This window comes from Frankia sp. Mgl5, assembly GCF_023242985.1.
GTDB classification, from domain to species: Bacteria; Actinomycetota; Actinomycetes; order Frankiales; family Frankiaceae; genus Parafrankia; species Parafrankia soli.
In genome coordinates this window covers 75,537-100,456 of the sequence record NZ_JALKFY010000005.1, presented here as the reverse complement: position 1 = coordinate 100,456, position 24,920 = coordinate 75,537, and the positions used below count along the sequence as shown (strand labels likewise).

The 24,920-nt window shown below is 71.7% G+C and carries 22 protein-coding genes; 2 read left to right on the top strand and 20 right to left on the bottom strand.

Going from position 1 to position 24,920, the window contains the following annotated elements; all coding sequences use genetic code 11:
- Nucleotides 1-15 precede the first annotated feature (15 nt).
- Nucleotides 16-747 (bottom strand): CoA transferase, encoded by a 732-nt coding sequence (locus tag MXD62_RS04020; RefSeq protein WP_248828067.1) that lies wholly within the window; start codon nucleotides 745-747, stop codon nucleotides 16-18.
- 224 nt (nucleotides 748-971) lie between these two features.
- Here MXD62_RS04020 and MXD62_RS04015 point away from each other — a divergent pair, with 224 nt between their 5' ends.
- Nucleotides 972-2,129, top strand: coding sequence for an acyl-CoA dehydrogenase family protein (locus MXD62_RS04015; protein ID WP_248828066.1), 1,158 nt, complete (start codon nucleotides 972-974; stop codon nucleotides 2,127-2,129).
- A 56-nt stretch (nucleotides 2,130-2,185) separates the two neighbouring features.
- Here MXD62_RS04015 and MXD62_RS04010 read toward each other — a convergent pair whose 3' ends face one another.
- The 15 genes from MXD62_RS04010 to MXD62_RS03940 form a co-directional block, all read right to left on the bottom strand.
- The gene (locus tag MXD62_RS04010; protein WP_248828065.1) at nucleotides 2,186-3,397 is read right to left on the bottom strand and encodes an acetyl-CoA C-acetyltransferase; all 1,212 of its coding nucleotides are present in this window, start codon (nucleotides 3,395-3,397) and stop codon (nucleotides 2,186-2,188) included.
- A 42-nt stretch (nucleotides 3,398-3,439) separates the two neighbouring features.
- Nucleotides 3,440-4,963: a class I adenylate-forming enzyme family protein gene (locus MXD62_RS04005; protein WP_248828064.1), complete on the bottom strand. Its 1,524-nt coding sequence runs from the start codon at nucleotides 4,961-4,963 to the stop codon at nucleotides 3,440-3,442.
- Nucleotides 4,960-5,823 carry an enoyl-CoA hydratase/isomerase family protein gene (locus MXD62_RS04000; protein ID WP_248828063.1) on the bottom strand — a complete coding sequence of 288 codons (864 nt, stop codon included), beginning with the start codon at nucleotides 5,821-5,823 and terminating at the stop codon, nucleotides 4,960-4,962. Before MXD62_RS04000 ends, MXD62_RS04005 begins: the two co-directional genes overlap by 4 nt.
- Nucleotides 5,820-6,704 carry an enoyl-CoA hydratase/isomerase family protein gene (locus MXD62_RS03995; protein WP_248828062.1) on the bottom strand — a complete coding sequence of 295 codons (885 nt, stop codon included), beginning with the start codon at nucleotides 6,702-6,704 and terminating at the stop codon, nucleotides 5,820-5,822. The genes MXD62_RS04000 and MXD62_RS03995 overlap by 4 nt, the downstream gene beginning before the upstream one ends.
- A 1-nt stretch (nucleotide 6,705) precedes the next feature.
- On the bottom strand, nucleotides 6,706-7,971 hold the full coding sequence (locus tag MXD62_RS03990; protein WP_368862311.1) for an acyl-CoA dehydrogenase family protein: 1,266 nt from the start codon (nucleotides 7,969-7,971) through the stop codon (nucleotides 6,706-6,708).
- Between the two features lie 71 nt (nucleotides 7,972-8,042).
- Nucleotides 8,043-8,906: an enoyl-CoA hydratase-related protein gene (locus tag MXD62_RS03985; protein WP_248828060.1), complete on the bottom strand. Its 864-nt coding sequence runs from the start codon at nucleotides 8,904-8,906 to the stop codon at nucleotides 8,043-8,045.
- A complete protein-coding gene (locus MXD62_RS03980) occupies nucleotides 8,906-10,198 on the bottom strand; it encodes a hypothetical protein (RefSeq protein WP_248828059.1) in 1,293 nt (430 codons plus the stop codon). The genes MXD62_RS03985 and MXD62_RS03980 overlap by 1 nt, the downstream gene beginning before the upstream one ends.
- 251 nt (nucleotides 10,199-10,449) lie before the next feature.
- The gene (locus MXD62_RS03975) at nucleotides 10,450-13,194 is read right to left on the bottom strand and encodes an AAA family ATPase (RefSeq protein ID WP_248828058.1); all 2,745 of its coding nucleotides are present in this window, start codon (nucleotides 13,192-13,194) and stop codon (nucleotides 10,450-10,452) included.
- Nucleotides 13,195-13,297: 103 nt separating this feature from the next.
- Nucleotides 13,298-14,086: an SDR family NAD(P)-dependent oxidoreductase gene (locus MXD62_RS03970; protein ID WP_368862309.1), complete on the bottom strand. Its 789-nt coding sequence runs from the start codon at nucleotides 14,084-14,086 to the stop codon at nucleotides 13,298-13,300.
- Nucleotides 14,087-14,135: 49 nt separating this feature from the next.
- The gene (locus tag MXD62_RS03965) at nucleotides 14,136-14,933 is read right to left on the bottom strand and encodes an alpha/beta hydrolase (protein WP_248828057.1); all 798 of its coding nucleotides are present in this window, start codon (nucleotides 14,931-14,933) and stop codon (nucleotides 14,136-14,138) included.
- Nucleotides 14,934-15,182: 249 nt separating this feature from the next.
- A complete protein-coding gene (locus tag MXD62_RS39075) occupies nucleotides 15,183-15,842 on the bottom strand; it encodes a TetR/AcrR family transcriptional regulator (protein ID WP_308301189.1) in 660 nt (219 codons plus the stop codon).
- Between the two features lie 132 nt (nucleotides 15,843-15,974).
- Nucleotides 15,975-16,877 carry an SDR family NAD(P)-dependent oxidoreductase gene (locus tag MXD62_RS03955; protein ID WP_248828056.1) on the bottom strand — a complete coding sequence of 301 codons (903 nt, stop codon included), beginning with the start codon at nucleotides 16,875-16,877 and terminating at the stop codon, nucleotides 15,975-15,977.
- Nucleotides 16,874-18,082 carry an amidohydrolase family protein gene (locus MXD62_RS03950; protein ID WP_248828055.1) on the bottom strand — a complete coding sequence of 403 codons (1,209 nt, stop codon included), beginning with the start codon at nucleotides 18,080-18,082 and terminating at the stop codon, nucleotides 16,874-16,876. The genes MXD62_RS03955 and MXD62_RS03950 overlap by 4 nt, the downstream gene beginning before the upstream one ends.
- Nucleotides 18,083-18,173: 91 nt before the next feature.
- The gene (locus tag MXD62_RS03945; protein ID WP_248828054.1) at nucleotides 18,174-18,977 is read right to left on the bottom strand and encodes an acetoacetate decarboxylase family protein; all 804 of its coding nucleotides are present in this window, start codon (nucleotides 18,975-18,977) and stop codon (nucleotides 18,174-18,176) included.
- Between the two features lie 85 nt (nucleotides 18,978-19,062).
- Complete coding sequence (locus MXD62_RS03940) at nucleotides 19,063-20,163, bottom strand: Rieske 2Fe-2S domain-containing protein (protein ID WP_248828053.1); 1,101 nt, start codon at nucleotides 20,161-20,163, stop codon at nucleotides 19,063-19,065.
- A 235-nt stretch (nucleotides 20,164-20,398) separates the two neighbouring features.
- Between MXD62_RS03940 and MXD62_RS03935 the strand changes: the two genes are divergently transcribed.
- On the top strand, nucleotides 20,399-22,150 hold the full coding sequence (locus MXD62_RS03935) for an AMP-binding protein (RefSeq protein WP_248828052.1): 1,752 nt from the start codon (nucleotides 20,399-20,401) through the stop codon (nucleotides 22,148-22,150).
- Here the strand turns inward: MXD62_RS03935 and MXD62_RS03930 are convergent.
- From MXD62_RS03930 to MXD62_RS03915, 4 genes are all read right to left on the bottom strand, one after another.
- Nucleotides 22,069-23,442, bottom strand: coding sequence for an ABC transporter substrate-binding protein (locus MXD62_RS03930; protein WP_248828051.1), 1,374 nt, complete (start codon nucleotides 23,440-23,442; stop codon nucleotides 22,069-22,071). The two genes, MXD62_RS03935 and MXD62_RS03930, sit on opposite strands and share 82 nt — an antisense overlap.
- Before the next feature lie 106 nt (nucleotides 23,443-23,548).
- A complete protein-coding gene (locus tag MXD62_RS03925; RefSeq protein WP_248828050.1) occupies nucleotides 23,549-24,037 on the bottom strand; it encodes a MaoC family dehydratase N-terminal domain-containing protein in 489 nt (162 codons plus the stop codon).
- 35 nt (nucleotides 24,038-24,072) lie between these two features.
- Complete coding sequence (locus MXD62_RS03920; RefSeq protein ID WP_248828049.1) at nucleotides 24,073-24,477, bottom strand: OB-fold domain-containing protein; 405 nt, start codon at nucleotides 24,475-24,477, stop codon at nucleotides 24,073-24,075.
- Nucleotides 24,474-24,899, bottom strand: coding sequence for a MaoC/PaaZ C-terminal domain-containing protein (locus MXD62_RS03915; protein WP_248828048.1), 426 nt, complete (start codon nucleotides 24,897-24,899; stop codon nucleotides 24,474-24,476). Before MXD62_RS03915 ends, MXD62_RS03920 begins: the two co-directional genes overlap by 4 nt.
- Between the last annotated feature and the right edge of the window lie 21 nt (nucleotides 24,900-24,920).

The window sequence follows — 24,920 nt, the reverse complement described above, 5'->3', positions numbered from 1 at the left end:
CCCGCGGCGGCTCGCTCAGTGTGCGAGGAAGGCCGCGCACGCCTTCAGCGAGACCTCCACGACCCGCGCACGGCCGCTCCGTTCCCGGTCGTAGAGCGCCCCGGCGATGCCACCGGCCAGCAGCGCACCGGCCGTGCGGTCCCCGACCGCGAGCAGGCGGGCCACCGAGCTGAGCGAGCGCGGGACGTCCACCGTCTCGTCGGCGGCCCCGGCGGCAGGCGGCCCGACGGGAGCCGTCCGGTCCACCGGCGAGGTCCGGGCGGTCTCGGCGCGCTCAAACCGCCCGGGGGCGTCGTCGAGCGGCACACCGGCCCCGTGGGCGTAGATGACCTGCTCGTTCCAGGCGCGCAGGTCCGCGACGTCCACCTGTTCCCGCCGGCGGACCTCGTCCGGCCAGTCCGTGAGAAAGACGTCCGCGCGGCTGGCGAGACCCCGGAGCACCCGGCGCCCCGGGGCCTGGGTGATGTCGAGCGCGATGCTCCTCTTGCCACGGTTCGCCCGCTCCAGCAGTTCATCCAGCGGGTCGGGCGAACCGCCCGCCGGGGCCGGGCGTGTCGCCTGGCCGACGAGCCAGGGGTGCTCGATTTTGATCACGTCGGCCCCCCACTGCGCCAGCACCGCCCCGGCGGTGGGGACGAAGACCCAGGAGGCGAGTTCGACGACCCGTACGCCGGCCATGACGCCGGTCGTCTCGCCGCCCTCCGCGCCGGTCCCACGGCTGGAAGATCCATACGTTGCCCGTCCCATGGTCGCCTCGGCCGGCGCGACCGCCGAGGGAGCGACCGCATGCTCAGATTAGATAAAGTATGCGGTTATTGGGCCGGTGTCGACACGGTCCACGGTCCACGGCCCACGGCCCACGGCCCACGGTCGATGGACACGGGTGGCGGGCGGCGGGACGCTCATCCGGCCCGCCGACCGTGGGCCGTGGGCCGTGGACCGTGAGCGGACCAGACCTGGATGGAGATCTCGTGCTCGATGATGATGTGCGGCAGGTCATCGCCTCGACCCGGCGTTTCGTGCGCGAGCGCGTGGTCCCGGCGGAGGCGGAGATCGAGCGGACCGACGCGATCCCGCCCGACCTGCGCCGTGCGGCGGCGGCGATGGGCCTGTTCGGGTTCGCCGTCCCCGAGGAGTACGGCGGCCTGGGGCTGGACATGAGCGCCGAGGTCCAGCTCGTCTTCGAGCTGGGCTACACCACACCGGCCTTCCGCTCGATGTTCGGGACCAACAACGGCATCGCCGGCCACGTCCTGCTCGAGGGCGCGACCCAGGAACAGAAGAAGGCCTACCTGCCGCTGATCGCCTCGGGCGAGTGGACGGCCGCGTTCGCCCTCACCGAGGAGAACGCCGGCTCCGACCCCGCGGGCCTGGCGACATCCGCGCGCCGCGACGGCGACGAGTGGGTGGTCAACGGCGCCAAGCGCTTCATCACCAACGCGCCGCTGGCCGACGTCTTCATGGTCTTCGCCCGCACCGACCCCGGTGCCGAGGGCGGGCACGGCATCACGGCGTTCATGGTGGAACGCGACGCGCCGGGGCTGAGCGTCGGCCCGAAGGACCACAAGATGGGCCAGGCGGGCGCGTGGACGGCGGACGTCCTGCTGGCCGACGTGCGGGTCCCGGCGTCGGCGGTGATCGGCGGCGAGGACGGGGTGGGCCGCGGCTACGCGACCGCGATGCGCTGCCTGGCCCACGGCCGGATCCACATCGCCGCGCTGTGCGTCGGGCTGGCCCAGCGGCTGGTCGACGAGTCCGTGTCCTATGCCGCGACCAGGGTGCAGGGCGGCGGCGTGATCGGTACCCACCAGCTCGTGCAGGGACTGCTCGCCGACTCCGCCACCGACCTCTACGCGGCGCGGGCGCTCGTCGTCGACGTGGCCGCCCGGTTCGACGACGGCAGCGACACCCGGATCGGCCCCTCGTGCGCGAAGTACTTCGCCTCCGAGGCGGTCGGGCGGGTCGCCGACCGGGCGGTGCAGATCCACGGCGGGGCGGGCTACATGCGCGGAGTCCCGGTCGAGCGCTTCTACCGTGACGCCCGGCTGTTCCGGATCTACGAGGGCACGAGCCAGATCCAGCAGATCGTGATCGCCCGTCAGCTCCTGCGCGACGCCGGCGTCCGGTGACGGCCAATGGGCGGGGCGGGCGGGGCCATCCCAGGTCTGGGCGGCCCCGCCCCCGGTCAGCCGACCCGTTCGAAGATCGCGGCGATTCCCTGGCCGCCGCCGATGCACAGGGTCTCCAGCCCGTAGCGCGCGTCCCGGCGCTCCATCTCGTGCAGCAGGGTCGCGAGGATCCGGCCACCGGTCGCGGCGACGGGATGGCCGAGGGAGATCCCGGAGCCGTTGACGTTGAACCGGTCCAGGTCCGCGGTCACGAAGCCCCACTCCCGGATGCACGCGAGCACCTGGGCCGCGAAGGCCTCGTTGAGCTCGATCAGGTCGATGTCGGCGAGCTTCAGACTCGCCCGCTCCAGTGCCTTCGCCGTGGCCGGCACGGGCCCGATCCCCATTCTCGCCGGTTCCACACCGGCGACCGCCCAGCTCACCAGCCGGGCGAGCGGACGCAGGCCCAGCCGCTCCGCCGCCTCCGGATGGGTGACGACACACGCCGACGCCCCGTCGTTCTGCCCGCTGGAGTTGCCCGCGGTGACCGTGGCCTCCGGATCGGTCCGGCCCATGATCGGGCGCAGCGCGGCGAGCGTGCGGAGCCTGGCGTCGGCGCGGGGATGCTCGTCGACGTCCACCACGACCGGGCCGGTGCGGCTCGGCACCGACACCGGCACGATCTCGTCCGCGAACCGGCCGGCGGTCTGCGCTTCCACGGCGTGGACATGCGACCGCAGCGCGAACTCGTCCTGCTCGGCGCGCGAGATCCCGTACTCCCGCCGCAGGTTCTCGGCAGTCTCGATCATCCCGCCCGGGACGGGGAAGTTCGCGCCGCCCGCGGTCACCCGGCCGCGGGCCAGGGCGTCGTGCAGCGTGATGTCCCCGCCGCCCGACCCCCGGCGCATCCGGGTCGAGTAGAAGGGGGCGTTGCTCATGCTCTCCGCTCCCCCGGCGATCACGACGTCCGCCACTCCGGTCTGTACCTGCATCGCGGCCGTCGCGACCGCCTGCACGCCCGATCCGCAGCGGCGGTCGAGCTGCAGGCCCGCGACGGTGACGTCGAGGCCGGCGTCCAGGGCGACCACCCGGCCCAGCGCGGGTGCCTCCATCGTCGGGTAGCACGACCCGAAGATCACGTCATCGATGTCCGCTGACCGCAGGCCGGTCCGGTCCAGCAGCCCGCGCAGCACGGCCGTGCCGAGCGCCTGCGCGCTCAGCGCCGCGAGAGCGCCGCCGTAGCGTCCGACCGCGGTACGCACCGGTTCACAGATGACCGCCTCACGCATGATTTCTCCTGTCCGTCGAGCAACCGGGTCGGGTCCGAGGGGTCACCGGGCCGTCGCGAGCGCGACGAGATCCACCGCGCGGACCTTGCCGACCTCGGTGCGGGGCAGCTCGTCGACCAGCACGAACCGGACCGGCACCTTGTACGGCGCGAGATGTGTGCGCATCAGCGCGGCGAGGGCGTCGGGGACGGGCTGGGCGCCGGCCGCGGGGACCACAAAGGCCCAGGGCACCTCCCCCAGCCGGTCGTCCGGGACTCCGACGACCGCGCAGTCGGCGACCCCGGCCGCGAGCCGGAGAACCTCCTCGACCTCCGCGGGGAAGACCTTCAGACCACCTCTGTTGATCATGTCGGAGACGCGGCCCTCGATCCAGAGGAAACCGTCGGCGTCGATCCGGGCGACGTCGCCGGTGCGGAACCAGCCATCGGGAGTGACCCGGTCACCCAGGCCCGACCCGTCGGCGTAGCCGGCCGACACCGCCGGGGTCCGGACGTACAGCTCGCCCGACCCGTCCGCGCCGAGCTCGGTGCCGTCCGGGCCCACCACCCGCAGCGCGACCCCCTCGTGCGGTCGGCCGACCGCCCCCAGCTTGCCCTCGCCGTACTCCCGCGCGTCGGCCGCGTTCCAGCCGACGATCTCGCCGCCGATCTCGGTCTGCCCGTAGCAGTTCAGGACGGTCACGTCGAAGCGGTCCCGGAAACGGCGCGCCTGGAACGGCGACAGGGGCGCGGTGATGCCCCGCACGTAGCGCAGCGGCGCCAGCGTCCCGATCGCCGGATCGTCGGTCAGCATGGTCATCGCGGCCGGCGGCAGCACCGTGGAACGGATCCGGTGGCGTGCCACCGCGGCCGCGAAGCCCGCCGTCGTGAACCGCGGGAGGATCACCACCGGCGCGCCGACCCGGAAGGCGAACAGCACGTTGTAGATGCCCGCGGACAGTGCCATCGAGGTCGGGATCAGGTTCGGCATCGGCGCGCGGCGGGCGGCGATGCCCGGCGCGGACCCGCCCACCAGCTTGCGCAGGACCGGCTCGAGCAGGGCGAGGTACCCGGAATGGCTCAGCAGCACCGGCCGGGGCCGACCGGTGGTGCCGGAGGTGAACTGGACCAGAGCGATGTCGCTGTCATAACACGCGGGTTCCCGCCCGGCCGGGTGTGCCGCCGTCGTGTCGGCCCGCCAGCCCAGGTCGCCGTGGCTCGTGATCGTCGGCAGGCCGAGCGAACGCAGCTCCCGGGCGCGGGCCGCCGACCCGGCGGCGACGACCAGCGCCGCCGGCCGGACGGACTCGGTGACGTGCCGGAGCTCGTCCGGGCCCTGGCGCGGGTTGAGCGGGACGTGGACCGCGCCGGCCGTCCAGACGCCGAACATCGCCGCGACGACCTCGGGCCCGTTGGGCAGCATGACGCCGACGGCCTGCCCGGGCCGGACCCCGGCCGCGATCAGCACCCGCGCGAGCGCCCGCGCCCCACCGCGCAGGCCCGCCCGGGTGACCTCCCGGTCGTCGCAGTACACGGCGACGGTCGTGGTGTCGTCCGGGCGATCGTCGAGCAGATCGGTGAGCCTCACGCCCGTCCCTTCCCCTCGGTGCCGCCGGCCGAGGCGTGCGACGGTGCGTCCTCGGCGGCGAGCGGCACCCAGGCGGGGTCACGGCGCTCGACGAACGCCCGCGGGCCCTCCTGCTGGTCGGGGTGCCCCCACACGGACACGAGCTCGTCCGCCCCGGCCCGGCACGCCTCGGTCAGGCCGTTCTCCAGCGCGCCCCACAGCGCCCGCTTCGTCGCCCGCATCGCGGTCGGCGAGTTCCGTGCGATCGTCTCGGCGAGCTCGCCGGCACGTTCCCGCAGCTTCTCCGGCGGGTCGACGACCTCGCTGACCATCCCCAGCTCGTAGGCACGCGCGGCGGGCATCCGCTCGTGCCGGCCGACCAGGGCCATCCGCATCACCGGCTCGAACGGCATCTTGCGCAGCAGGGCGATCACCTCGAACGCGACGACCTGGCCGGCCGAGGTGTGCGGGTCGAAGAACTGCGCGTCGGAGGCGGCGATGACGATGTCGGCGTCCGCGACGAAGTGGAAGCCGCCGCCCGCGCACAGACCGTTCACCGCGGCGATCACCGGCTTGCGTACCTTCTGGTGCCAGGCGGTGAAGTGCAGGTCCATCGCCTCCACGGAGGCCCGGTAACGCTCCATACCGAGGCCGTCGGTGGCGAGCTCGGTCATGTCCACCCCGGTCTGGAAGGCGCGCCCCTCCCCGGTGTGGACGATCACCTTCACCTCCGGGTCGGCGTCCAGCTCGGTCCACGCGGTGGCGAACTCGTCGCGCATCAGGCTGCTCATCGCGTTGAGCTGCCGGGGCCGATTGTTGATCAGCCAGCCGACCGGCCCGCGCCGCTCGACGATCAACGTCTCGAAGGCCGAATAGGTCACCGGGCTGTCTTCCTGTTACTCGTCGCGCGACCTGCCCTGCCGACCTCGACGGGCCCGCCTTGATCCGGCGTCCCGGCAGTCGGCGCGGCCGGGGGCGGCGCCCACCGCGGCTCACGCCGCTCGGCGAAGGCGTTGGGGCCCTCGATCTGGTCGGGGTGGCCCCACATGCCCATCAGCTCGTTCGCGCCGGCCCGGCAGGCGTCGGTGAGACCGGCTTCCAGCGCGCCCCACAGCGCCCGTTTGGTGGCCGCCATGGCCGCCGGCGAGTTCGTGGCGATCGTCTCGGCGAGCCGCTGCGCCCGCTCACGCAGCCGGTCCGGCGGATCGACGATCTCGCTGAGCATCCCGAGCTGGTGGGCGCGGGCCGCGCCGAGCCGTTCGTGCCCGCCGGCCAGCGCCATCCGCAGCACCGTCTCGGCGGCCATCCGGCGGCTGAGGGCTATCCCCTCGAACGCCGTCGCCTGACCGACCGAGACGTGCGGGTCGGTGAACTCCGCGTCGGAGGCGGCGATGACGATGTCGGCGTCGGCCACGAAGTGCAGCCCACCACCGGCGCACAGCCCGTTCACCGCGGCGATCACGGGCTTGGAGACCCCGACCTGCCAGGCGGTCAGCTTCAGCGCGGCGCGCCTGGTCTGCCGCGAGTGCTCGCGCAGCGCCGCCGGATCCCGGCTGAGCTGGACGACGTCGAGACCGGTCTGGAACCGTTCCCCCGCCCCGGTGTTGACGATGACCCGGACCGCGGGATCGGCGTCGAGCTGGGCCCAGGCGAGCGGGAGTGCGCTGAGCATCTCGGAATCCATCGCATTTCCGACCTCGGGTCTGTTGAAGATGAGCCAGCCGACCGGGCCATGGCGCTCGAGGAGAAGCCTGTCCGCCACGTCAGCTCCGGGGGACGTCGCGCCAGGGCCGGCCCCGGTGCTCGTCAGGCTCACGGGGCAGCCCGAGCACCCGCTCGGCGAGGATGTTCTTGTTCACCTCGGTGGTGCCTCCCTCGATCGTGTTCGCGCGGCTGCGCAGCATCCCCCGCACCTCGTGCGGAAGCGACCGCGCGTACTCGGTGGCGTCGCTCTCCCAGGCCGCACCGAACGGGCCGAGCAGGTCGACGGCGAGGGCCTGCATGCGCTGGTTCAGGGTGCCCTGGTGCACCTTGCCGATCGAGCTCTCCGGCCCCGGAGGCAGCCCGGCGCGCAGCCGGTCACGGACCCGTTCGTTCGTCCAGCCCCGGATGCGCTCCTCGCTGTAGAGCCGGACGATCTCCTGCCGGACAACCGGGTCGTCCCACCCGCCGGGCCGGCCCTCGGCGCTGATCCGGCGGGCCAGCCGGATCAGGTGCGCGATGCCCGAGCCGCCGATTCGGTCGACTCCCCCCGAACCCGCGCCCGAGACCATCTGCCGCTCACCGGACAGCGTCACGCCGGCCACCCGCCAACCGTCCCCCACCCGGCCGACCCGCTGGCTGTCGGGCACCACCGCGTCGTCCAGGAAGACCTCGCAGAAGTCCACCTCGCCGGTGATGTGCCGCAGCGGCCGGACGTCCACGCCGGGCTGACGCATGTCGAGCAGGAAGTAGGTGATGCCGGCGCGCTTGGGCGCGTCGGGATCGGTGCGCGCGAGCAGCACGCCGAAGTCGGCCTTGAATCCCCAGGTGGTCCAGACCTTCTGCCCGGTGACGATCCAGGAGTCGCCGTCGCGGACGGCCCTGGTCGCCAGCGATGCCAGGTCCGAACCGGCGCCCGGCTCGGAGAAGAGCTGGCACCAGAACTCCTCGTTGCGCACGATCGGTGGCAGGTACCGCAGCCGTTGCCGCTCGTCGCCGTGGGCGAACAGCGCCGGTGCGGCGTTGGCCAGGCCCAGCGGGTTCAGCCGGCCGAGGTTGAACCGCGCGAGCTCCGCCTCGGCGGCCCGCGCGAGATCCGCGGACAGGCCCAGCCCGCCGTAGGCCGGTTCCCAGGTGGGGGCCACCAGCCCCGACCTGCCGAACACCGGGTACCACCGCTCGTAGTCGGCCCGGGTGCGCACCTCGCGGATCGCCGGCGCGCCGCCGCGGGCGGCCGCCTCACGCCAGGCGGCCGGCACGTGTTCGGACACCCACGCCCGCACCGCCGCGCGCACGTCGTCGACGCTCGGCTCCGTCGGCAGGGCCAGCCGGCCGTCCCCGCCCCGGCCATCGCCGCCCCGGCCGGCGCTGTCGGGCGGCCGTACCTGCGTCACATCGATCACCGTCCCCTGAACCGCGGGCGCCGCTTCTGCTGGAAGGCGGCGAGCCCTTCACGGAAGTCCACGCTGCGCGAGGACAGTTCGAGCGCGAACGCCTCGTCCCGCAGGTGACCGTCCAGACTCGCGACCGTTCCCGCGTGCAGCAGCCACTTGGTGAGGCCGACACCGACGGTCGCCGAGCACCGCAGGACATCCACGACGTCACGCACCGCCACGTCCAGCTCCGCGGCGGGGACGGCCCGGTGGACCAGACCCCAGTCCGCCGCGGTCGCCCCGTCCACCCGCTCGCCGAGCAGCAGCATCCGGCGGGCTCGCACGTCACCGATCCGCCGGGGCAGCATCCAGGTCAGGCCGCTGTCCGGGGTGAACCCGCGCTCGGCGAACGGCGCCCACAGGGTCGCGTCGGCCGCGACCACCGTGACGTCGGCGGCGACGGACAGGGCCAGGCCGATGCCGGCGGCCCAGCCCCGGACCGCGCACACGACCGGGGTCTGTACCGACAGGACCAGCGGTATCAGCCGGTGCGCGGCCGTCGGCAGCCGCCGCTGGATGCTGCCGGCCCGGGGCCGGCCGTCGGCGGGGCGGCCGTCGGCGGCCGGCTCGGGAGCGCCGGTTGCCGGGCGGCGGGCGCCCGCGTTGCGGGCGACGATGTCGGCGCCACCGCAGAAGTCGTCCCCGGTGCCGGACAGCACGATCACCCGGACGGTCTCGTCCTGGCCGGCCCGTTCGACCGCGTCCGCGAGCCCGCGCATCATCTCGTCGTCGATCGCGTTGCGCCTGGCCGGACGGTCCAGGCGCAGGCCGAGCACGCCGTCGCCGAGCGTCACCTCGAGCCCGGCCGGCGCGGGATAGCCGCCGGTCATCACTCGGCGAACCGCTCGACCACGGCGTCCAGAGCCTGGGCGAGGGTGCTCGCCCCGCCCGGCGGGTCGGGGAGGACCACCGGCCCGTGCTCGCGGCTGGGCAGGAGGATCGTCGCCGAGCCCGGTGTCGTGACGACTCCGCGCTGGTTGGTGGCGGTCAGCTCGACGTCGACGGCCGGGCGGCCGCCATCGGCCAGGTAACGGCGGATCACTCTGCCGTTGATCCACTGTGTGTCACCGATGTAGTTGAACGCGCGGAACTGGCAGCTCAGCTTCCACAGCCAGGCGTCGTCGCCCATCCAGTCGGTGCACAGGTGGATCAGCCAGGTCTCGCGCATGCGCCCGTAGTCGAAGGTCGTGGGGTTACCCGAACGGCGGGCGAAACCCGGGTCCCAGTGCACCCGCTGCATGACGTCCGGGACGTTGAGCTCGTCGCGGTGGTAAAAGCCCGGGATCCGGACCCGGTTACGCGCGCCGAGCCGCAGCGCGGCGACGCCGTAGAGCCCCATGCCCATGCCGACATGCCAGCAGATCACGTCGGTGACGGTGAGCGGGCCCTTGACCAGCGGACCGAGCTCGTCCCCGACCTGAACGTCCTCCCAGTGACGCGGCCGCGGCCCGCGCGGCCGTTCGGCGGCGTAGGCCGCCTCGATGTCACGGATCTCGTCGTCGGTACAGGGCCGCGGCTCGACCGCCGCGTACTTGCCGCGTTCGCGCGCCTTGGAACGCTCGGTGCGGATCATGAGCTTGTACTGGCCCGCGAGCGGCCGGCCGTCGGCGTCACCGAACACCTGCCCGCTCCACTCGTGCACGGCCCGGCCGGCGAACTCGCTGACCTTGTCGTGCACGCCGACCAGGGCACCGCGCCGCCACATCCGCGTGTCCGGGCGCAGCGGCGCCCACCACTCCCTCGAACTCGCCGAGTAGAAGGCGTGCACCCCGCGCAGCGGGTCGCCCCGCATGAGGTCGCGCAGCTCGGGCGCGACCTCGACGATCTCGTCCTCGCCGACGAGGGTGTCGCCGCCGACCAGCGGCGGGGGCGCGACGAGGCCCTTCCAGCGGGTCCCCGCGGCGTACTCCTCGTCGCACCACAGGGGATTGTCGTCACCGTAGGCCGCGGCCACGTGCCGGAAGGCGTCCGCCCCCGGCCGGCCGTAGTGCGCCCGCACGGGATGGGGTTCGGGGATGCCGATGCGGGAGCGCAGCCTGGCGACAGCGCCGTCGGTGATCGACCGAGGTGCCTGCCGGGTGTCACCGCCCCCGGCCGCCCCGGCGCTCACACCGGTCGTCATCTGAACCCCCACTCATACCGACTGATGAATATTATATATTTCATCATGATCGCGTCATGGGCGCAACCGAAGCGGCCAACCGCTCAGATGCGCTTACCGCACCACTGGTTCGGGTTCTCGGGCGAGGCATCCGGCGACGCGACGACGGCGAACAGGTTGCGGTCGGTCGTCCAGACGGGCTCGGCGGGCAGAACCGCGACCGGGATCTGGTTCCGCCGGAGATACTCGGCGCCGCCCTGGCCGGCCCCCGGTCAGCCTTCCAGGACGCCGGCCAGGGCGGCGCCGAGACCCGACCGCGAGGTGACTCCCAGCTTGGGGAAGATCCGGTAGAGGTGGGTACTGACCGTTCGGTGGGACAGATAGAGCTTCTGGCCGATCTCGCGGTTGGTCAGTCCCTCGGCCGCCATCTGCGCGATCTGAAGTTCCTGCGAGGTAAGCAGGTCACGGGCCCTCGGGGCCCGGATTCGGCTGGTTTCCCCGGATGCTCTGAGCTCTGCGCGCGCTCGGCCGCTCCACGGCGCGGTACCCAGCGCGTCGAACGCGTCGTGGGCGGCTCTCAGCGGGCCCCGTGACTCTGCGCTCCGTCGCTGACGGCGCAGCCATTCGCCGTATGCGAGCAGGGTACGGGCGCGGGCGAAGGGAGTGTGGGTGCTGTCCGTCTCCAACGCCACTCGGTAGAGCGCCTCCGCGCTCTGGTCGTCGGCGAGTAGCGCGCGAGCGTAGCGCAGGCCGGCGTGCAGAGACGGTGACGGTGTCCGCTGACCGATCGCTGTCATCTCGGCCACCACGTCGAGGACCGCTTCCCGTCGCCCGCTGCGCAGCGCCGCCTCGACCAGATAGCCGAGCAGAGAGCAGCGGCGAGACAGATGGTACGCGGGGTCCGCCGGGTCGTAGACGCGAACCAGGTGCTCGTAGGCGTCGGAGAAACGCCCCTCGCCCAATGCGGAGAGCCCACGGGTCAGCGCCACTCCGGCGAGCGCGAGGCTGATGCCGGCTGGCAGGCTGCTCCGCGCCACTTCCACGGCGATGCGTTCGGCCTCGTCGTGATCACCTCGAACGGCGGCGATCACGCCCTGGTGCGCGCGGGCAACAATCCGAAGGTTCGGCTGCGAGGTCTCAGTCGCGAGCCGGAGGCTTTCCTCCGCGCACGAGATGGCCACACCGAGGTCGATCAGGTTGAGCGCGCACCAGGCGAGCGCGCCGACCGACCGGGCCAGCAGGGCGAGCCGGCCCTGCGCCCGAAAGCCGGAAATGGCGGTGGTGAACAGCGATGCGGCGACGTCGAAGGCTCCGACGGAGAGCGCCGCGTTGCCAAGCAACCTGGACGCCACCGGGTCGCCGGGAAAACGGCCTATCGCGTGGGGCAGTCGCTCGATGATGAAGGCGCCACGCTCGAGGGGTGCGACGAACCCGAGGAGTCCGAGTAGCCGAGGATCATCCCTGTCGGGGCAGACCGACTCCGCCACCGCGACCACTCGCCGTCGCGCCTGGATCCCCGGCTCCCCGAGATAGCACCGTTGGGCCGCGCCGGACAGGACCTTCATCGCCAGGTCCAGGTCCCCTGCGTCGGCCGCTCCGACGGCCACCTCGGCCAGCGTGTGCGTGCCAGTGGCCACATCTCGGATTCCGTCGTCGAACACGTCGCGGATCCATTCCACCCGGGCCCGCTGCAGCGTCGACAGATCGAGGGTCTCGGCCTGGCGCAACAGGGCGAGCACCGACTCGTATCTGCCCATTTCACCGGTGAGCTCCGCGGCTCTCAGTAACCGGTCGGCTCGCCGAGCCGGGTCAGGCGTGAGCCGGGCTGCTCGCTCCAGCGCGGTCGCGGCGGCCTCGATCCCGCCGCGGCGATGCGCGCGCCCGGCGGCCTGATCCAGCTCGGCCGCCAGTTCCTCCGTCGGCTCGGTCGCCGCCGCCGCGCGATGCCATATCTGTCGATCGGGCTGTCCGGTGAGGACCTGCGCCAAGCAGGCGTGCGCACGTTGCCGCTCGGTCGAGGTCGCACGCTGCTGGATCGCCGAGCGCACGAGAGGGTGACGGAATCGCAGACGCGCATCATCGATGCTGATCAGGCGGACGTCCGATGCGACGGCCAGGTGATCGGCGGTGAGTGGGCGGCCACTCACCGCCGAGCCGGCCTCGACGATCTCGGCCAGGGCGTCACCGTCGTTGAACGCCGCCGCGAGCAGCAGGGTGCGAGTGGCCGCCGGCAGCCCGTCCATCCGGGCGGAGAACGCCCGCTCCAGGCGGGCGGTCAGCGGCATCACCACCGGCCCCGGCTCGTCGTCCTCAACTGTCGCCGAGGCCAGTTCGATCAGGGCGAGCGGGTTTCCCAGCGCCTCGGCGAGAATCCGGGCCCGGGCGATGACCCGGAGCCCCGGCGCGTGCACGTCGAGAAGTGCCACCGCCTGGGCGTGGTCCAGCGGCCGTACCGCGAGCTCCGGTAGCCGGGCGAGGTCGAAGGCGCAGGGGAACCCGTCGCGGGTTGCCACGACAAGGATGATCGGCTCGAATTCCAGGCGCCGCGCCACGAAGGCCATCACGTCGGCACTCGCGCGGTCGAGCCAGTGTGCGTCCTCGACGATCAGCAGGACCGGCTGTCGCTCGGCCGCTTCACCCAGCAGGGTCAACGTCGCGAGCGCGATGAGGAACAAGTCGGGCACGATGGCGTCGGATTGCCCGAATGCGGACAGTATGGCGTCGCGCTGCGGACCGGGCAGGTAGGGAATCCGCCCGAGCAGGGACCGCAGCAGGTGGTGCAGTCCGCCGTAGGCCACGGTTGCTTCGGATTCCACTCCGGCCGTGGTCAGGATGCGCATGTCCGTCTCGGCCGCTCGCCGGCCCAACTCCGCCAGCAGCGCCGACTTTCCGATCCCGGCCTCACCGCGCACGACGATGGCGCCGCCACGACCGGGGACCCGCGCGACGAGACTGTCAAGAGCGCGTGTCTCGGCCTCACGTCCGATGAGCTGCGCCGCCGGGACACTCGTCGTCACAACTACATCATCGTCGTCTCGTCGCGCACTGTCGCCACCCGGCCGCGACCGCGCACGGACAGGTCTCGACACCCGTTGGCGCCAGGATCGTGAGCGGATCGTCCTACAGGGTCGTGACAAGCCCGCCATCGACGGTGATGTCGGCCCCCGTGACGTTCTCGGCTCGGTCGCTCGCCAGGAACACAACCAGCGCAGCTACCTCCTGCGGTCGGGTGAAGCGGCCGGTGACCGAGTCGTCCGCGGCCCGGGATGCGATCTCTTCCGGTGGACGGCCGTTGGCGCGGCCGAGGGTGGCGGCGACGCCGTCGTCACCGAGCCAGAGCTCGGTACTCACGGGCCCGGGGCTTATGGTGTTGACCCGGATTCCGTGTCTGCCGACTTCCTTGGACAGGGACTTGGAGAAGTTGGCCAGAGCGCCCTTGGCGGCGCTGTAGTCGATGACCAGCGGGTCCGGCAGGGAGGCGTTCACCGAGCTTATCGTGATGATCGTTCCTGCGCCTCGGTCGAGGAGATGCGGGAGTGCGGCGCGGGTGGTGCGTACCGCGGCGAGAAAGTTGACGGCGAACGTCTCGATCCAGTCCTCGTCGGTGACGGACAGGAATCCGCCGGTACGGGGCCGAACCGCGCCGACATTGTTCACCAGGATGTCCAGGCCACCGAAAGCCGATATCGCCTCTTCGACCAGGACTTCCGGCCCGCCGGGCGTCGTGAGGTCCACCTGTACGGCACGAACGGCGGCATGAGCGGCAAGCTCGGAGATCTCGGCGGTGACATTGCGAGAACCCGCGACGACGTTCACGCCCTCGCCGATCAGGGCCTGTGTGATGGCCAGCCCGATGCCTTTGCTCGCCCCGGTGACGACCGCGGTCTTGCCGAACAGGTGCATGTTCACAAGGACTCCCGGATGAGGTAGCCAGGTTGACGAGGGAAGCCGAGGGGCGCTACAGCGAGTGCTTCTTCAGCCAGTCAAGCGACGCCGTGGCGACATCGTGCCAGCCATGGTCGATCGTCAGGGAGTGTCCACGGTCGGGGAAGTCAAGGAGATCGGTGATCGCCTCGGAATGACGGTACTGCTTCAGCGTGGCCCGGGTCACCGTCTCCGGGACGGTGTGGTCCTTCCCGCCCGCGATCAGCAGGAGCGGGCCGCGCCCCTCGTTCTTGGTGTCGACCGAAGCCGGCGAGTGGGGGTTGAAGTTGGCGACCGCAGCCTCGAACAAGGGCTTTCCGGGCGCGGGGATGGCCCAGGTATCGTACAGATTCCGAGACTCCTCCTCGGTAATGGCGTTTCCGAAGGCATAACGGAACTGCTCCGCGGTCAGCGAGACCGCCTTGTTCTTGTTGGTCGGATTCTTGAAGACCGGCAGGGTCGCGCGCAGCGCGGAGAGCGGCAACGGAAGGACGCCCTTGATCTGGGCGGCGTCGACCGCGACGGCCGCGCGGGCAAGATCCTGACCCAGAAGACGTTGCGCGATCATCCCACCGAACGAGTGCCCGACCAGAATCGGCTTGACGGAGAGATTCGAAATGATCTGGGCGTAATGGGCGACGACGTCGTCGATGCCGTGGCCGGCAATGCCTTCCGGATTTGACCGGGCCTCGTCCACCGTGTCCGGGTCGCCTGGCCAGCCAGGCGCCACCGGGTCGTAGCCGGCCGATCGAAACAGATCCATCCAGGGACTCCAGGACGAGGCATGCAGCCACAGCCCGTGGATGAAGATTACAGGAGTCGGTGTCGTCATTACTGGCCCCTTAAAGGCTGGCTACACGAATCTGGTACGGAACGCCACAGGTAATCGTTCGCCGGCCCCAGAACGACCGGGTAGCGGACGGTGACAGCTGCGAGTTTCCGTCACCGGCGCACAGGGGGAAACTGTAGGCCAGACCGGGCCTCGTTCGCATACGTCATCTGACGACTTCTCGCCCCGGACGAGCCTGCGGATCCGTGTCGTCGTCGCCGGCGAGGGGGCCACCGGGCTCGCCTGGGCAGATCAGCCCTCGACCGAGGCGGGCGCGGCCATGGCCTCGATGACCGGAACTACCGTGCGCCGCAGGTAGGCACGCAGGCGGGCCTCCGACGAGGTCCGACTGCTGTCGAACATGAGCAGCGACAGCAGCCAGCGCACCGTCGTCTCGACGATCTCGTCGAGGTGCGGCTCCAGCGACGGGTCGTAGTCGACGATCGGCGCGATGATGGGTCGGGCGACGGCGAGCGCGTCCGCGGAGAGCGCGTCGTGGTTGTCCCAGTGCTCCGGCCCGACGCCGATGATCGGTTTGAGGGCCGGATCGGCCCGGAACTCCCGGCGGACCGCCACCAGCGCCTCCACCGCGAACTCACCCGCCGTCTTGGCGCGCCGCCGGGCGGCGACCGTCACCCGCTGCGCGACCTGCGCGCCGGCCTTCCCCAACGCGGCCGAGACCAGCGCCTCACGGGTGTCGAAGTAGGCGTACACCGTCGGCCGGGAGACGCCCGCGATCGTCGCGACCGCGCTGATCGACGTCCGCTCGATACCGCGGCGCCGGATGCACACGACGGTCGCGTCGACGATCTTCTCGCGGGCAGGCACCGTGTCGGGCGCGGTGGAGTCGGGGGCCCGGCCCGACCAGGGGGCTCGGCGTGCCTTCGGCTCGACCTCGCTCGCGGGTTCCACCCGTCTCCTTCCAGGTCGACGGGCACCGAATGACGTCGTCTCCGTCCTCAACCCGGTCGGACAAGCCTATCCCCGCCCGCCCGCCCGCCGGCCGACCGCTCGGCGGGTCACGACCCGAGCGCCGGCAGCACCTCAGATCGGCAGGAGGCTGTGTCCGGGCGCGGTCGGGTTGTCCCCGGCCCCGAACCGCCCGGCGCGCACGCGCAGGCTCTCGGCGGCCTCCTCCCGGCCCAGCATCAGGCAGTACTCCCCCGCTCTGATGCCGCGCAGGACATCGTCGGCAAGCTCCTCCAGCGGCTGGATCGGGATCTCCCGCCCGGACTTCGCCGCCGCGGCGACGAGCGCCGCCACGGTGGTCGCCGGGGTGGCGCGCGGCTTCTCCCGGGCCAGCCCGGCGGGCCGGTTGCGGTCCGCGGTCCACAGCCCGGTGTCGAGCAGGCCGCGGCCCGACGGCAGGAACAGCGAGACCGCGATCGGGTGGCCCTCCTGGGCGAGCTGGGCTCCCAGGCACTCGGTGAGCACGGACACCGCCGCCTTGCTCGCCGCGTACACCGACGCGGCGGGCATCGGCGCCACCGCGCCGTCACCCGACGAGGTGTTCACGACATGCCCGGATTCGCCGGAGGCGATCATCCGCGGGACGAACGAGCGGATGCCGTTCGCGACGCCGTACACGTTCACGCCGAAGGTCCACCGCCAGTCATTCGGCGTGCTCTCCCACACCCTGGCGGCCGGCGGCCCGACCCCGGCGTTGTTCACCAGGACGTTGGTCCGCCCGTGGCGGCGGAACACCTCCTCGGCGAGCGCCTCGACCGAGTCCGCGTCGGAGACGTCCGCGACGACGCCGCCGACCTCGGCGCCGGTCACCTCACGCAACCGTTCGACCGTCGCGTCGAGGGCGTCCTTCTCGATGTCGGAGAGCACCAGGACCGCGCCGGCGCGGGCGAACGCCTCGGCCAGGGCCCGGCCGATGCCCGCCGCGCCGCCGGTGATCACGACGATCTTCCCGGCGAAGTCGGTGACGGTCGCCCTCACGCGGCACCGCCGTGGATCTCCTCGGCCGAGGGCCCGATCCGGGCGACGACCGGGGCGAGCGCGTCCAGGTCGAAGCCGTAGAGCTCGGCGGCGTTCAGACCGAGGATCCGGCGGGTGTCGGCCTGCGGGACGGCACCGAACCGGTTACGCAGCCACTCGCGGGTGTGCGGCCAGGTGCCCTCCGGGTGGGGGTAGTCGTGCCCCCACATCAGCCGGTCGACGCCGATGTCGTGGCGGCGTGACACCTCCAGGTCGCCCATCACCGACGACGCCATCCACACGTTGCGGCGGTAGTAGTCGGACGGCCTGCGGGTCATGCCGTCGCGGAAGGTCTTCGGCCCGAACTTGCGCGTCGAGTGGTCGCCCTCCCACTTGGCGTCCATCCGGGCGAGGATGTCGGGCACCCACCAGGCTCCGTTCTCGGCCAGCGCGTACCTGAGCTTCGGGTGCCGCTCGAACACGCCGCCGAGCAGCAGTGCCCAGAACGGCCGCGCCGCCCACCAGTACGCCTCCGTCGCGTAGATGGAGAGGAATCCCGGTGCCCAGGTGTAGTCGGTCGGGCCGACGCCGGAGTGGGTGTGCACCACGAGGCCGGCCTCGGCGCACACCGACCACAGCGGGTCGTAGACCGGATCGTTGTAGGCGGGGAAGCTTCCCCACTTCGTCGGGATCATGATGCCGCCGCGCAGCCCGTTCGCGGCGGCCCACTCGGTCTCGGCCACCGCGGCGGCGACGTCGTGCAGCGCCGGGATGATCGCGATGCCGTAGCGCCGTCGCGGATCGTTCTGGCAGAACTCGGCCGCCCACCGGTTGTGCGCCTTGGCACCGGCCATGACCAGCTCCGGGTCACTGTCCCCGGAGGAGTTCAGCCCGGACCCGAACGGCGACGCCGACACCCCGCCCACACCGGCCGAGTCCGCGTCCGGGAAGACGACCTCGGCCGCGACCCCCTCGGAGTCCATCTCCTTCGTGCGGACGGTGGCGTCCCAGGCGCCTTCCATTCCGCCGTGATCGCCGATCTCGGAGTTCCACTCGGCGAGGAACTTCTGGTGGTCGTCGGCGTTCACCAGCTCGCTGGTCTGAACGTCGGCGGCCAGCGCCTCGTCGAACGCCTCCCGGTACTTCGGGTCGACGTACTCCCGGTACAGCTCGGGCGGTAATCCGGCATGGGTGTCGGTGGAGATGAGGAGGTACCTGTCGCTCATGACCTTTCCTCTGCGGTGTCCGTGCTGGCTGCGGTGTCGGTCGCCCTGCTGTCCGCCGCGGCTGGTGCGTCGTGGGATGCCGGGCGGAGCGTCAGTGGTCGTAGCGGCTGAACGCGAACGGCCCGAAGGCGACGGGGTCGACCGGGCCGACGACGCTCGGCCGGTTCACCGACGACCGGGTGGTGTAGACGATCGACACCGTCTCCAGGACGGGCAGGTCCACCACCGGGGCCGTGGGCTCGTCGCGCAGCACGAGCTTGCCCTCCACCTTCTCCATGGTCACCGGGGTGCGGACCTGGTCGAGGCGGACGAGCAGCGGGTCGCCGTCGAAGCCGGAGCCCGAGACAGCGGGCAGGAACTTGAACCACCATTGCGTCGCCGGGTAGGGCTCCGGCACGGGCAGCGTCTGCGTCACGTCACCGACGATCTCGACGAAGGTGACTCCGTTGCGGCTGATCCGGCCCTCGACGTGGGCACCGTCCCGGCTGAGCTCCAGCTCGGCGAGCTTCTTCGGCTCCCCGTGCCTCTCCCGGCTGATCGAGATCGCCGACTCCAGGTCGATCGGGATCAGCAGGGGGTACTCGCCGGTCGTCCCGTCGTAGACGGCGTCCACGGCGAAGTAGCCGACCAGCTCCTTGTAGCGGTGCGCGCCGAAGCGCAGGTCGATGTCGGTCACGCGGACGTGGACGCGGGGCTGTGCCGGCGGCTCCAGAGGCGGCGGGAGCACCGCCGCGAGCACGTCGGGATCGGTCAGGTAGACGGCCTCCAGCGACGGGATCGGCGGCAGCCCGGCGCCGATGTCCGTCTCCGCCGGCGACGCGGTCTCGGCGTCGCCGCCGGCCGCGCCGCCGGTCCGGGACGGCTTCTCGATGGTGCGTACCCAGCGGTTCCCCATCGGGGACCCCTCCTCGCTGACGGTTCTCGGGATGTGGGGTTGGGGTTGGGGTTCGAGCGTCTGATCGCGCGCCGCCGCCGGGCGGTCAGCGCCTCCCGGTGCCGTCCGGGTAGGAGTAGAACTGCTGGCACCAGCGGCGCTGTTCGGTGACGGCCTTCTCCGACGGCCGCAGTACCGGCGGGTCCTTGTAGATCTTGTTCTCCCAGATCGGCAGGTCCTGGCTGATGCCGTCGGTGAAACTGCGCGAGGCCCGCTCGGCGGCCTGCTCGCCGAGCGAGCGCGGCGAGGTGAAGATCCACCGGACGTGCACGTTCTCCTCGTCGATCGGCGTGGTGGACGAGACGAACGTGGTGTAGCCCTTCACCCGCAGCACACCGAGGCCCAGGCCGAAGCCCTCCCGGACGAAGTTGCCGTCCATCCCGACGGCGCGTTTGTAATGGCCGTCGGTGCTGAACTCCTCCTCCGGGATGGCCGGCGTCCCGTGCACGTACTTGAAGTGCGGGGTGTCGACGTTGTTCTCGGCCATCTCCTGGCAGCAGGTGGCGACCTCGAAGTCCTTGACGACGATCGGCAGCCAGTCGGGGTCGTGGAACTCGGGAACGTCGGGAACCTCGTAGGTGGGCTCCTTACGTTCCAGGTGGTGCCAGGCCCAGATCATGTGGTTGCGCTCGACCGTCGGGTAGGCCCGCGCGGTGGCCGTCTTCGGGATGTAGTCGATGTCGTCGTAGGGCACCTCGACGCAGGCCCCGCTCCCGCCGTCGAAGCGCCAGCCGTGGAAGGGGCACTGCAGCGAGCCGTCGACGACGCGACCACCGACGCCGAGGTTGGCGCCCAGGTGCGGGCAGTAGGCGTCCAGCAGGTGGGGGGTGCCGTCGGTGCCCCGGAACAGCACCAGGTCCTTGCCGAAGTAGAACAGCGACTTCGTCCGGCCCGGTTCGAGCTCGCTCGCCGCGGCGACGATGAACCAGCCGTTGGGGATCGGGAACGGGAACCGCGGGGTCCGCTCCCGGCGGACGCGGGTGCGCCGGGAGAGGTCGGTGAGGGTGTGCGGCCGGCGCGGCATCGGCAGGCCGACCAGTTCCTCCTCCCCCTCCCCCTCCGCGCCGGCCGCGCTGGTGGTGGCCGTCGACCCGTAGTCACCGGTCAGGCCGGCGCGGCCGGCCCTGGTCTCGCCCGAGATCGTCATGTGCTGCCTCCCAGAGAAGTGGCGCGGGGAGATGTCAGAAGTCGAGAGGTGCCAGAAGTCGAGGGGTGAAGGGGTGATGGATAAGATATACAATCTCTGCGCGGCCTGGCTTGCCGGCGCCGATCACTGAACCGACATTCAACATGACCGTCGCGCGGTCCACAAGCCGGGCCGCCATCGCCTGTGGACCCGGTGGCCCACCGCCGGTGACGACACGAGGAGAGGGGAGAACGACGTGATCGACGGCGTCTGGGGCAGCGCCCCCCGGCACACCACGACCGAGTTGTTGTTACGGCGCGCGGAGAAGGAGCCCGACACCGAGTACCTCGACGTGTGCGGAACGAAGCTGACCGCGGCGCAGGTCGCCGGGTCGGCGGCGACGCTGGCGGGCGCCCTGCACGGTCTCGGCGTCGAACCCGGAGACCGGGTCGCCACCCTGCTCGACAACTCGCCCGAGGCGCTGCTGGTCTGGTGGGCGGCGCAGTGGGCCGGCGCCGTGGCCGTCCCGATCAACACCGCGTACAAGGGCGACTACCTGCGCCACCAGCTCCGCGACTCGGGGTCGACGGTGCTCGTCGCCGCCGCCGACCTGATCGACCGCGTGGCGGCGGTGACCGCCGACGTCGACGACCTGCGGCACGTCGTCGTGACCGGCCCCGACCAGCGGACCCTGCCGGGCACGTGGACCCAGCGGCTCGACGATCTGTTCACCGCCACCGCGCTGAGCGGGCCGGTCGACCGCTCGCCGTCCGACCTGGCGACGTTCATCTACACCGGCGGGACCACCGGCCTGTCCAAGGGCTGCATGCTCAGCCACAACTACCACGAGGTGCTCGCCCGGCAGATCGGCGTCAGCTGGGGCCGGACCCCCGAGGACGTGCTGTGGACGCCGCTGCCGATGTTCCACTACAACGCGCTGGTCACGGCGGTCGTCGGGGCGCTCGTCTTCGGGGGCCGCTCGGCGGTGCACCGCCGGTTCTCGGTCTCGAACTTCTGGCCCGAGATGAACCGGACCGGGGCGACGATCACCTCGACCCTGGGCACCATGGCCTACCTGCTCGCGCACGACGTCGACCGCCCCGAGATGCCGCGGTCCGGCCGGCCGGAGGCGAACGGGTCGCTGCGGCTGATGGGCGCGGCGCCGCTGCCACCGGAGGTGGACGACGCGATCCGCTCCCGGTTCGGCATCGACACCTTTTCCGGGGCCTACGGCGTGACCGAGGCCAGCCTCATCTCCTGGCAGCCACCCGGGGTGCCCAACCGGCCGCGCGCCGCGGGCGTCGTCAACACCGAGTACTTCGACGTCCGGATCTTCGACGACGAGGACAACGAGGCCCCGCGCGGCACCGACGGCGAGATCGTGATCCGTCCGAAGCTCGCCCACGTCATGTTCGAGGGCTACTGGGGGCGGCCGGAGGCGACCGTCGAGGCCAGCCGGAACTGGTGGTACCACACTGGGGACATCGGCCGCGTGGACGCCGACGGCTACCTCTACTTCGTCGACCGCAAGGCGGACTACCTGCGCAGGCGCGGGGAGAACATCGCGAGCTTCGAGGTCGAGCGGATCCTCATGGGCCACGGCCAGCTCGCCGACGTCGCGGTCCACGCCGTCCCGAGCAGGCTGACTGAGGACAATGTCAAGATCACCGCGATCCTCGCCGCCGGCGCGGAGCTCTCCGAGGAGGAGCTGTTCCGCTGGTGCGTTGACGCGCTGCCGTACTTCGCGCTCCCCCCGCTACATCGAGTTCCGCGACGAGCTGCCGCGCAGCCCGGTCGGCCGGGTACTCAAGCGCGACCTGCGCGCCGAGGGTGTCACCCCCGCCACCTGGGACGTCGAGGCCGCCGGCATCAGCTACGAGAAGCGTTAGCGGCGGTCCGGGCGGCGCCGCCCGGCGCGGCGCCGGGTCAGCCGGCCGCCTCGTCGGCTGGCTTGGGCTGCTCGGCCAGCAGCGGCGAGCGTGAGTTCGACGGCCACTGCGGCCGGTAGTAGCCGCGGAAGTGCAGCTGACCGCCGCGCAGCTCGCGGATGGTCAGGAAGTCGCCCTTGTAGCCGCGGTGGTCGTAGGGGGCGAAGGTGATGTAGGCCCCCGGGCCGCCGTTCGTGCAGGGCATCCACTTGATCTTCTCGAGGCCGAGGCGGACCTGGTCCGGGGTGGCGATCGAGGCGTTCGCGATGCCGTGGATGCCGGCACGCGCGGTGTCGTAGCCGAGCGCCACCACGACGTTGCGGGTGACCCGGCCGAACCGCGCCTCGAACCGGCGGACCATCGCCTCGTAGTTCGGGTTCGCGCCGTCCTCCCCGAGCTGGTCGACGCCGTGCCAGCCCTCCAGCCCCTCCGCCCAGGCGTTGGAGTTGGAGTAGAACATGAACGCGGTGCCCATGAACCGCGGCGGGTCCCAGTCCAGCGCCTTGAACGCCGCCGCGAAGTGGAAGGTCGCGTAGCCGTAGCCCATGTAGACGACCGCCTGGGCACCCTGGGCGCGCATCGTCTCCAGGTGCTCCTGGAGGTTCTTCGGGTTGGGCCCGAGGCTGACCTCCTTGACGATCTCCACGCCGGCGTTCTGTGCGGCGATCCGGAAGTAGTCCGAGTAGTGATCCCCGGAGGAGCCCCGCTCCCAGAAGAAGCCGACCTTGGTGTGCCCCTGCTGGGCGCACCAGTTCGCGCCCATCACCGCCTCGGTCGGGATGTCGCCGTTCGCGACGGTGAAGCAGTACTCCCCGGCGAACCTGACGCTGCCCGTCCATCCGATGCACGGCACCCCGGTGGCGTTCACCAGGTCCTGCACGTTCAGCGAGTTGTCGGAGATCATCGGGCCGAGGACGACCACACAGCCGTCGTCGACGAGCTTCTGGTAGCCCCGGCGGACCTTCAGGTAGTTCTCCCGCGGCAGGCCGCGGGCGTCCACCGTGACGATCTCCACCGGGCGGTCGTAGACGCCCTCGTTGAGCGCGTCCTCGACCGCGAGGATCGTGGAATCGATCCAGTCGGACAGTAACTGCCCGAGATCCATGTCCACCAGGACGCCGATCTTCACCGGTTCGAACGGATCGCCCTGCGTCACCAGGCCCCCGGTCGGCGGGTAGACGACGATCGAGGCGACCGCGCGCTCACCGACCTGGCCGCCGCCCTCGTACCAGCGCCCCGACGGGTCGTTGTAGGTCACCGCGTCCGTTCCCCGGTCGACCGTCGACACGGCCCGGTCCGGCCGGGCGACACCGTGGTCCACCGGGGCCGGAAAGAGCCGTTCCGCGTACCGCCTCGGAGCTTCCTCGCTCATCCCGCAACTCCTCGCCGCACTGCTTGAAGGATTCCCCCGCCGTGGATTGACACATTGGTCATCACATGGCATGACTGTAAAGAGGTGCCGAGCGCCCTGGACCACCTCAGGCGCGGTGCATCAGGGTCATCACCTCGGTGACGACCAACCTGCCCGCCTGGTTGTGGACGTCCGAGCGCACTCTGACGAAGGTCATCCGCCGCCCGTCGCGAGCGGTCGTGACCCGCACGCCGTCCACGGCCCGGACGACCCTCAGGACGTCACCGACATACACCTGGCCGTGATAGGTGAACTCCTGCTCGGCGTGCAGGATCAGGCCGCCCTCGGCGCGCAGGTACGCGATGAGCTCGGTGAGCTCGACCGCGTTGTCGGGGCAGGGCGGCTGGAGCTCCTCGAACGCGGCGAACAGCGGGGCGGCGAAGGTGAACGTGGGCGGCACCGGGATGGCCGGGAAGCCGGCCTCCCCGGCGGCGTCGGCGTTCCGGTAGACCGGCGAGTCGTCGAGGACCGCCCTCGCGAACGCGGCCACCGCGCCGCGCTCCACCACGACGGTCACGGGCGGCAGGCTCCGGCCGATCAGCGCGCTGGCGTTCATGGTGTCAGCCTCCGGAGAAGCGAGGTCGCCGGCGCTCACGCGAGCCGGAAGACGGGAATGCGGACGTCGCCCGCGTCGGCGAAGTCGACCTTGAGGCGCATCCCGACGGACAGCTCGGCCTCGGTGGCGTCGACGATGGTGGTCTCCAGCCGCGGTCCCTCGTCGAGGTCGACGATCGCGGCGAGGTAGGGCACGCGGTCCCCGAACGGCGGCAGGTCGTTGGCGTGCACCTCTGACCAGGTGTAGAGCGTCGCCGTACCGGCGGCACTCTCCCAGCTGACCTCCTCGCTCCAGCAGCTCGGGCAGAACGGCCGGGGATAGAGGTGGGCCCGGCCGCACCCGGCACACCGGCGCACCAGCAGTTCGCCCCGGCGGGCGGCGTCCCACCAGAGCGCGGTCTCCGGCTCGATCGTCGGCTGGTCGTAACGGGGGCCGCTCACGCGCGCCACCGGGGCGCCGCGACCGCCGAGCCGGCGAGCACCACGGCGCCCGTCCCGGTCACCACCTTGCAGTCCAGTTCGACCAGCCGGGTCGCGTCGTCCTTGCTCCGCACGACGATCTCGGTGGTCAGGACGTCGTCCGGCCAGGCCTGGTTGGTGAACCGGACGCGGTAGCCGCGCAGGTTGCCGACGCCGACGAGATCGGTGAGCGCACCGGCCAGCAGGCCGGCCGACAGCATTCCGTGCGCGAACACGCCGCGCTGCCCGGCCGCCTTCGCCAGCACCTCGTCGTGGTGCAACGGGTTGAAGTCGTGCGACGCGCCCGCGTACCGCACCAGGTCGGTACGGGTGAGCCGATGGCTGCGCGCCGGGGCGAGTTCACCCTCCTCGAGATCCTCGAAGAAGACTCCGTCGTCGTCCATGGGTCCTCCTGACGGTGTTGC

What these genes read in the sequence shown, in the direction of transcription:
- MXD62_RS04020 (WP_248828067.1), bottom strand. Translation starts at nt 747, where the DNA reads ATGGGACGGGCAACGTATGGATCTTCCAGCCGTGGGACCGGCGCGGAG.
- MXD62_RS04010 (WP_248828065.1), bottom strand. Translation starts at nt 3,397, where the DNA reads ATGCGTGAGGCGGTCATCTGTGAACCGGTGCGTACCGCGGTCGGACGC.
- MXD62_RS03985 (WP_248828060.1), bottom strand. Translation starts at nt 8,906, where the DNA reads ATGACCGGCGGCTATCCCGCGCCGGCCGGGCTCGAGGTGACGCTCGGC.
- MXD62_RS03980 (WP_248828059.1), bottom strand. Translation starts at nt 10,198, where the DNA reads ATGACGACCGGTGTGAGCGCCGGGGCGGCCGGGGGCGGTGACACCCGG.
- MXD62_RS03965 (WP_248828057.1), bottom strand. Translation starts at nt 14,933, where the DNA reads ATGACGACACCGACTCCTGTAATCTTCATCCACGGGCTGTGGCTGCAT.
- MXD62_RS03950 (WP_248828055.1), bottom strand. Translation starts at nt 18,082, where the DNA reads ATGAGCGACAGGTACCTCCTCATCTCCACCGACACCCATGCCGGATTA.
- MXD62_RS03945 (WP_248828054.1), bottom strand. Translation starts at nt 18,977, where the DNA reads ATGGGGAACCGCTGGGTACGCACCATCGAGAAGCCGTCCCGGACCGGC.
- MXD62_RS03940 (WP_248828053.1), bottom strand. Translation starts at nt 20,163, where the DNA reads ATGACGATCTCGGGCGAGACCAGGGCCGGCCGCGCCGGCCTGACCGGT.
- MXD62_RS03930 (WP_248828051.1), bottom strand. Translation starts at nt 23,442, where the DNA reads ATGAGCGAGGAAGCTCCGAGGCGGTACGCGGAACGGCTCTTTCCGGCC.
- MXD62_RS03925 (WP_248828050.1), bottom strand. Translation starts at nt 24,037, where the DNA reads ATGAACGCCAGCGCGCTGATCGGCCGGAGCCTGCCGCCCGTGACCGTC.
- MXD62_RS03915 (WP_248828048.1), bottom strand. Translation starts at nt 24,899, where the DNA reads ATGGACGACGACGGAGTCTTCTTCGAGGATCTCGAGGAGGGTGAACTC.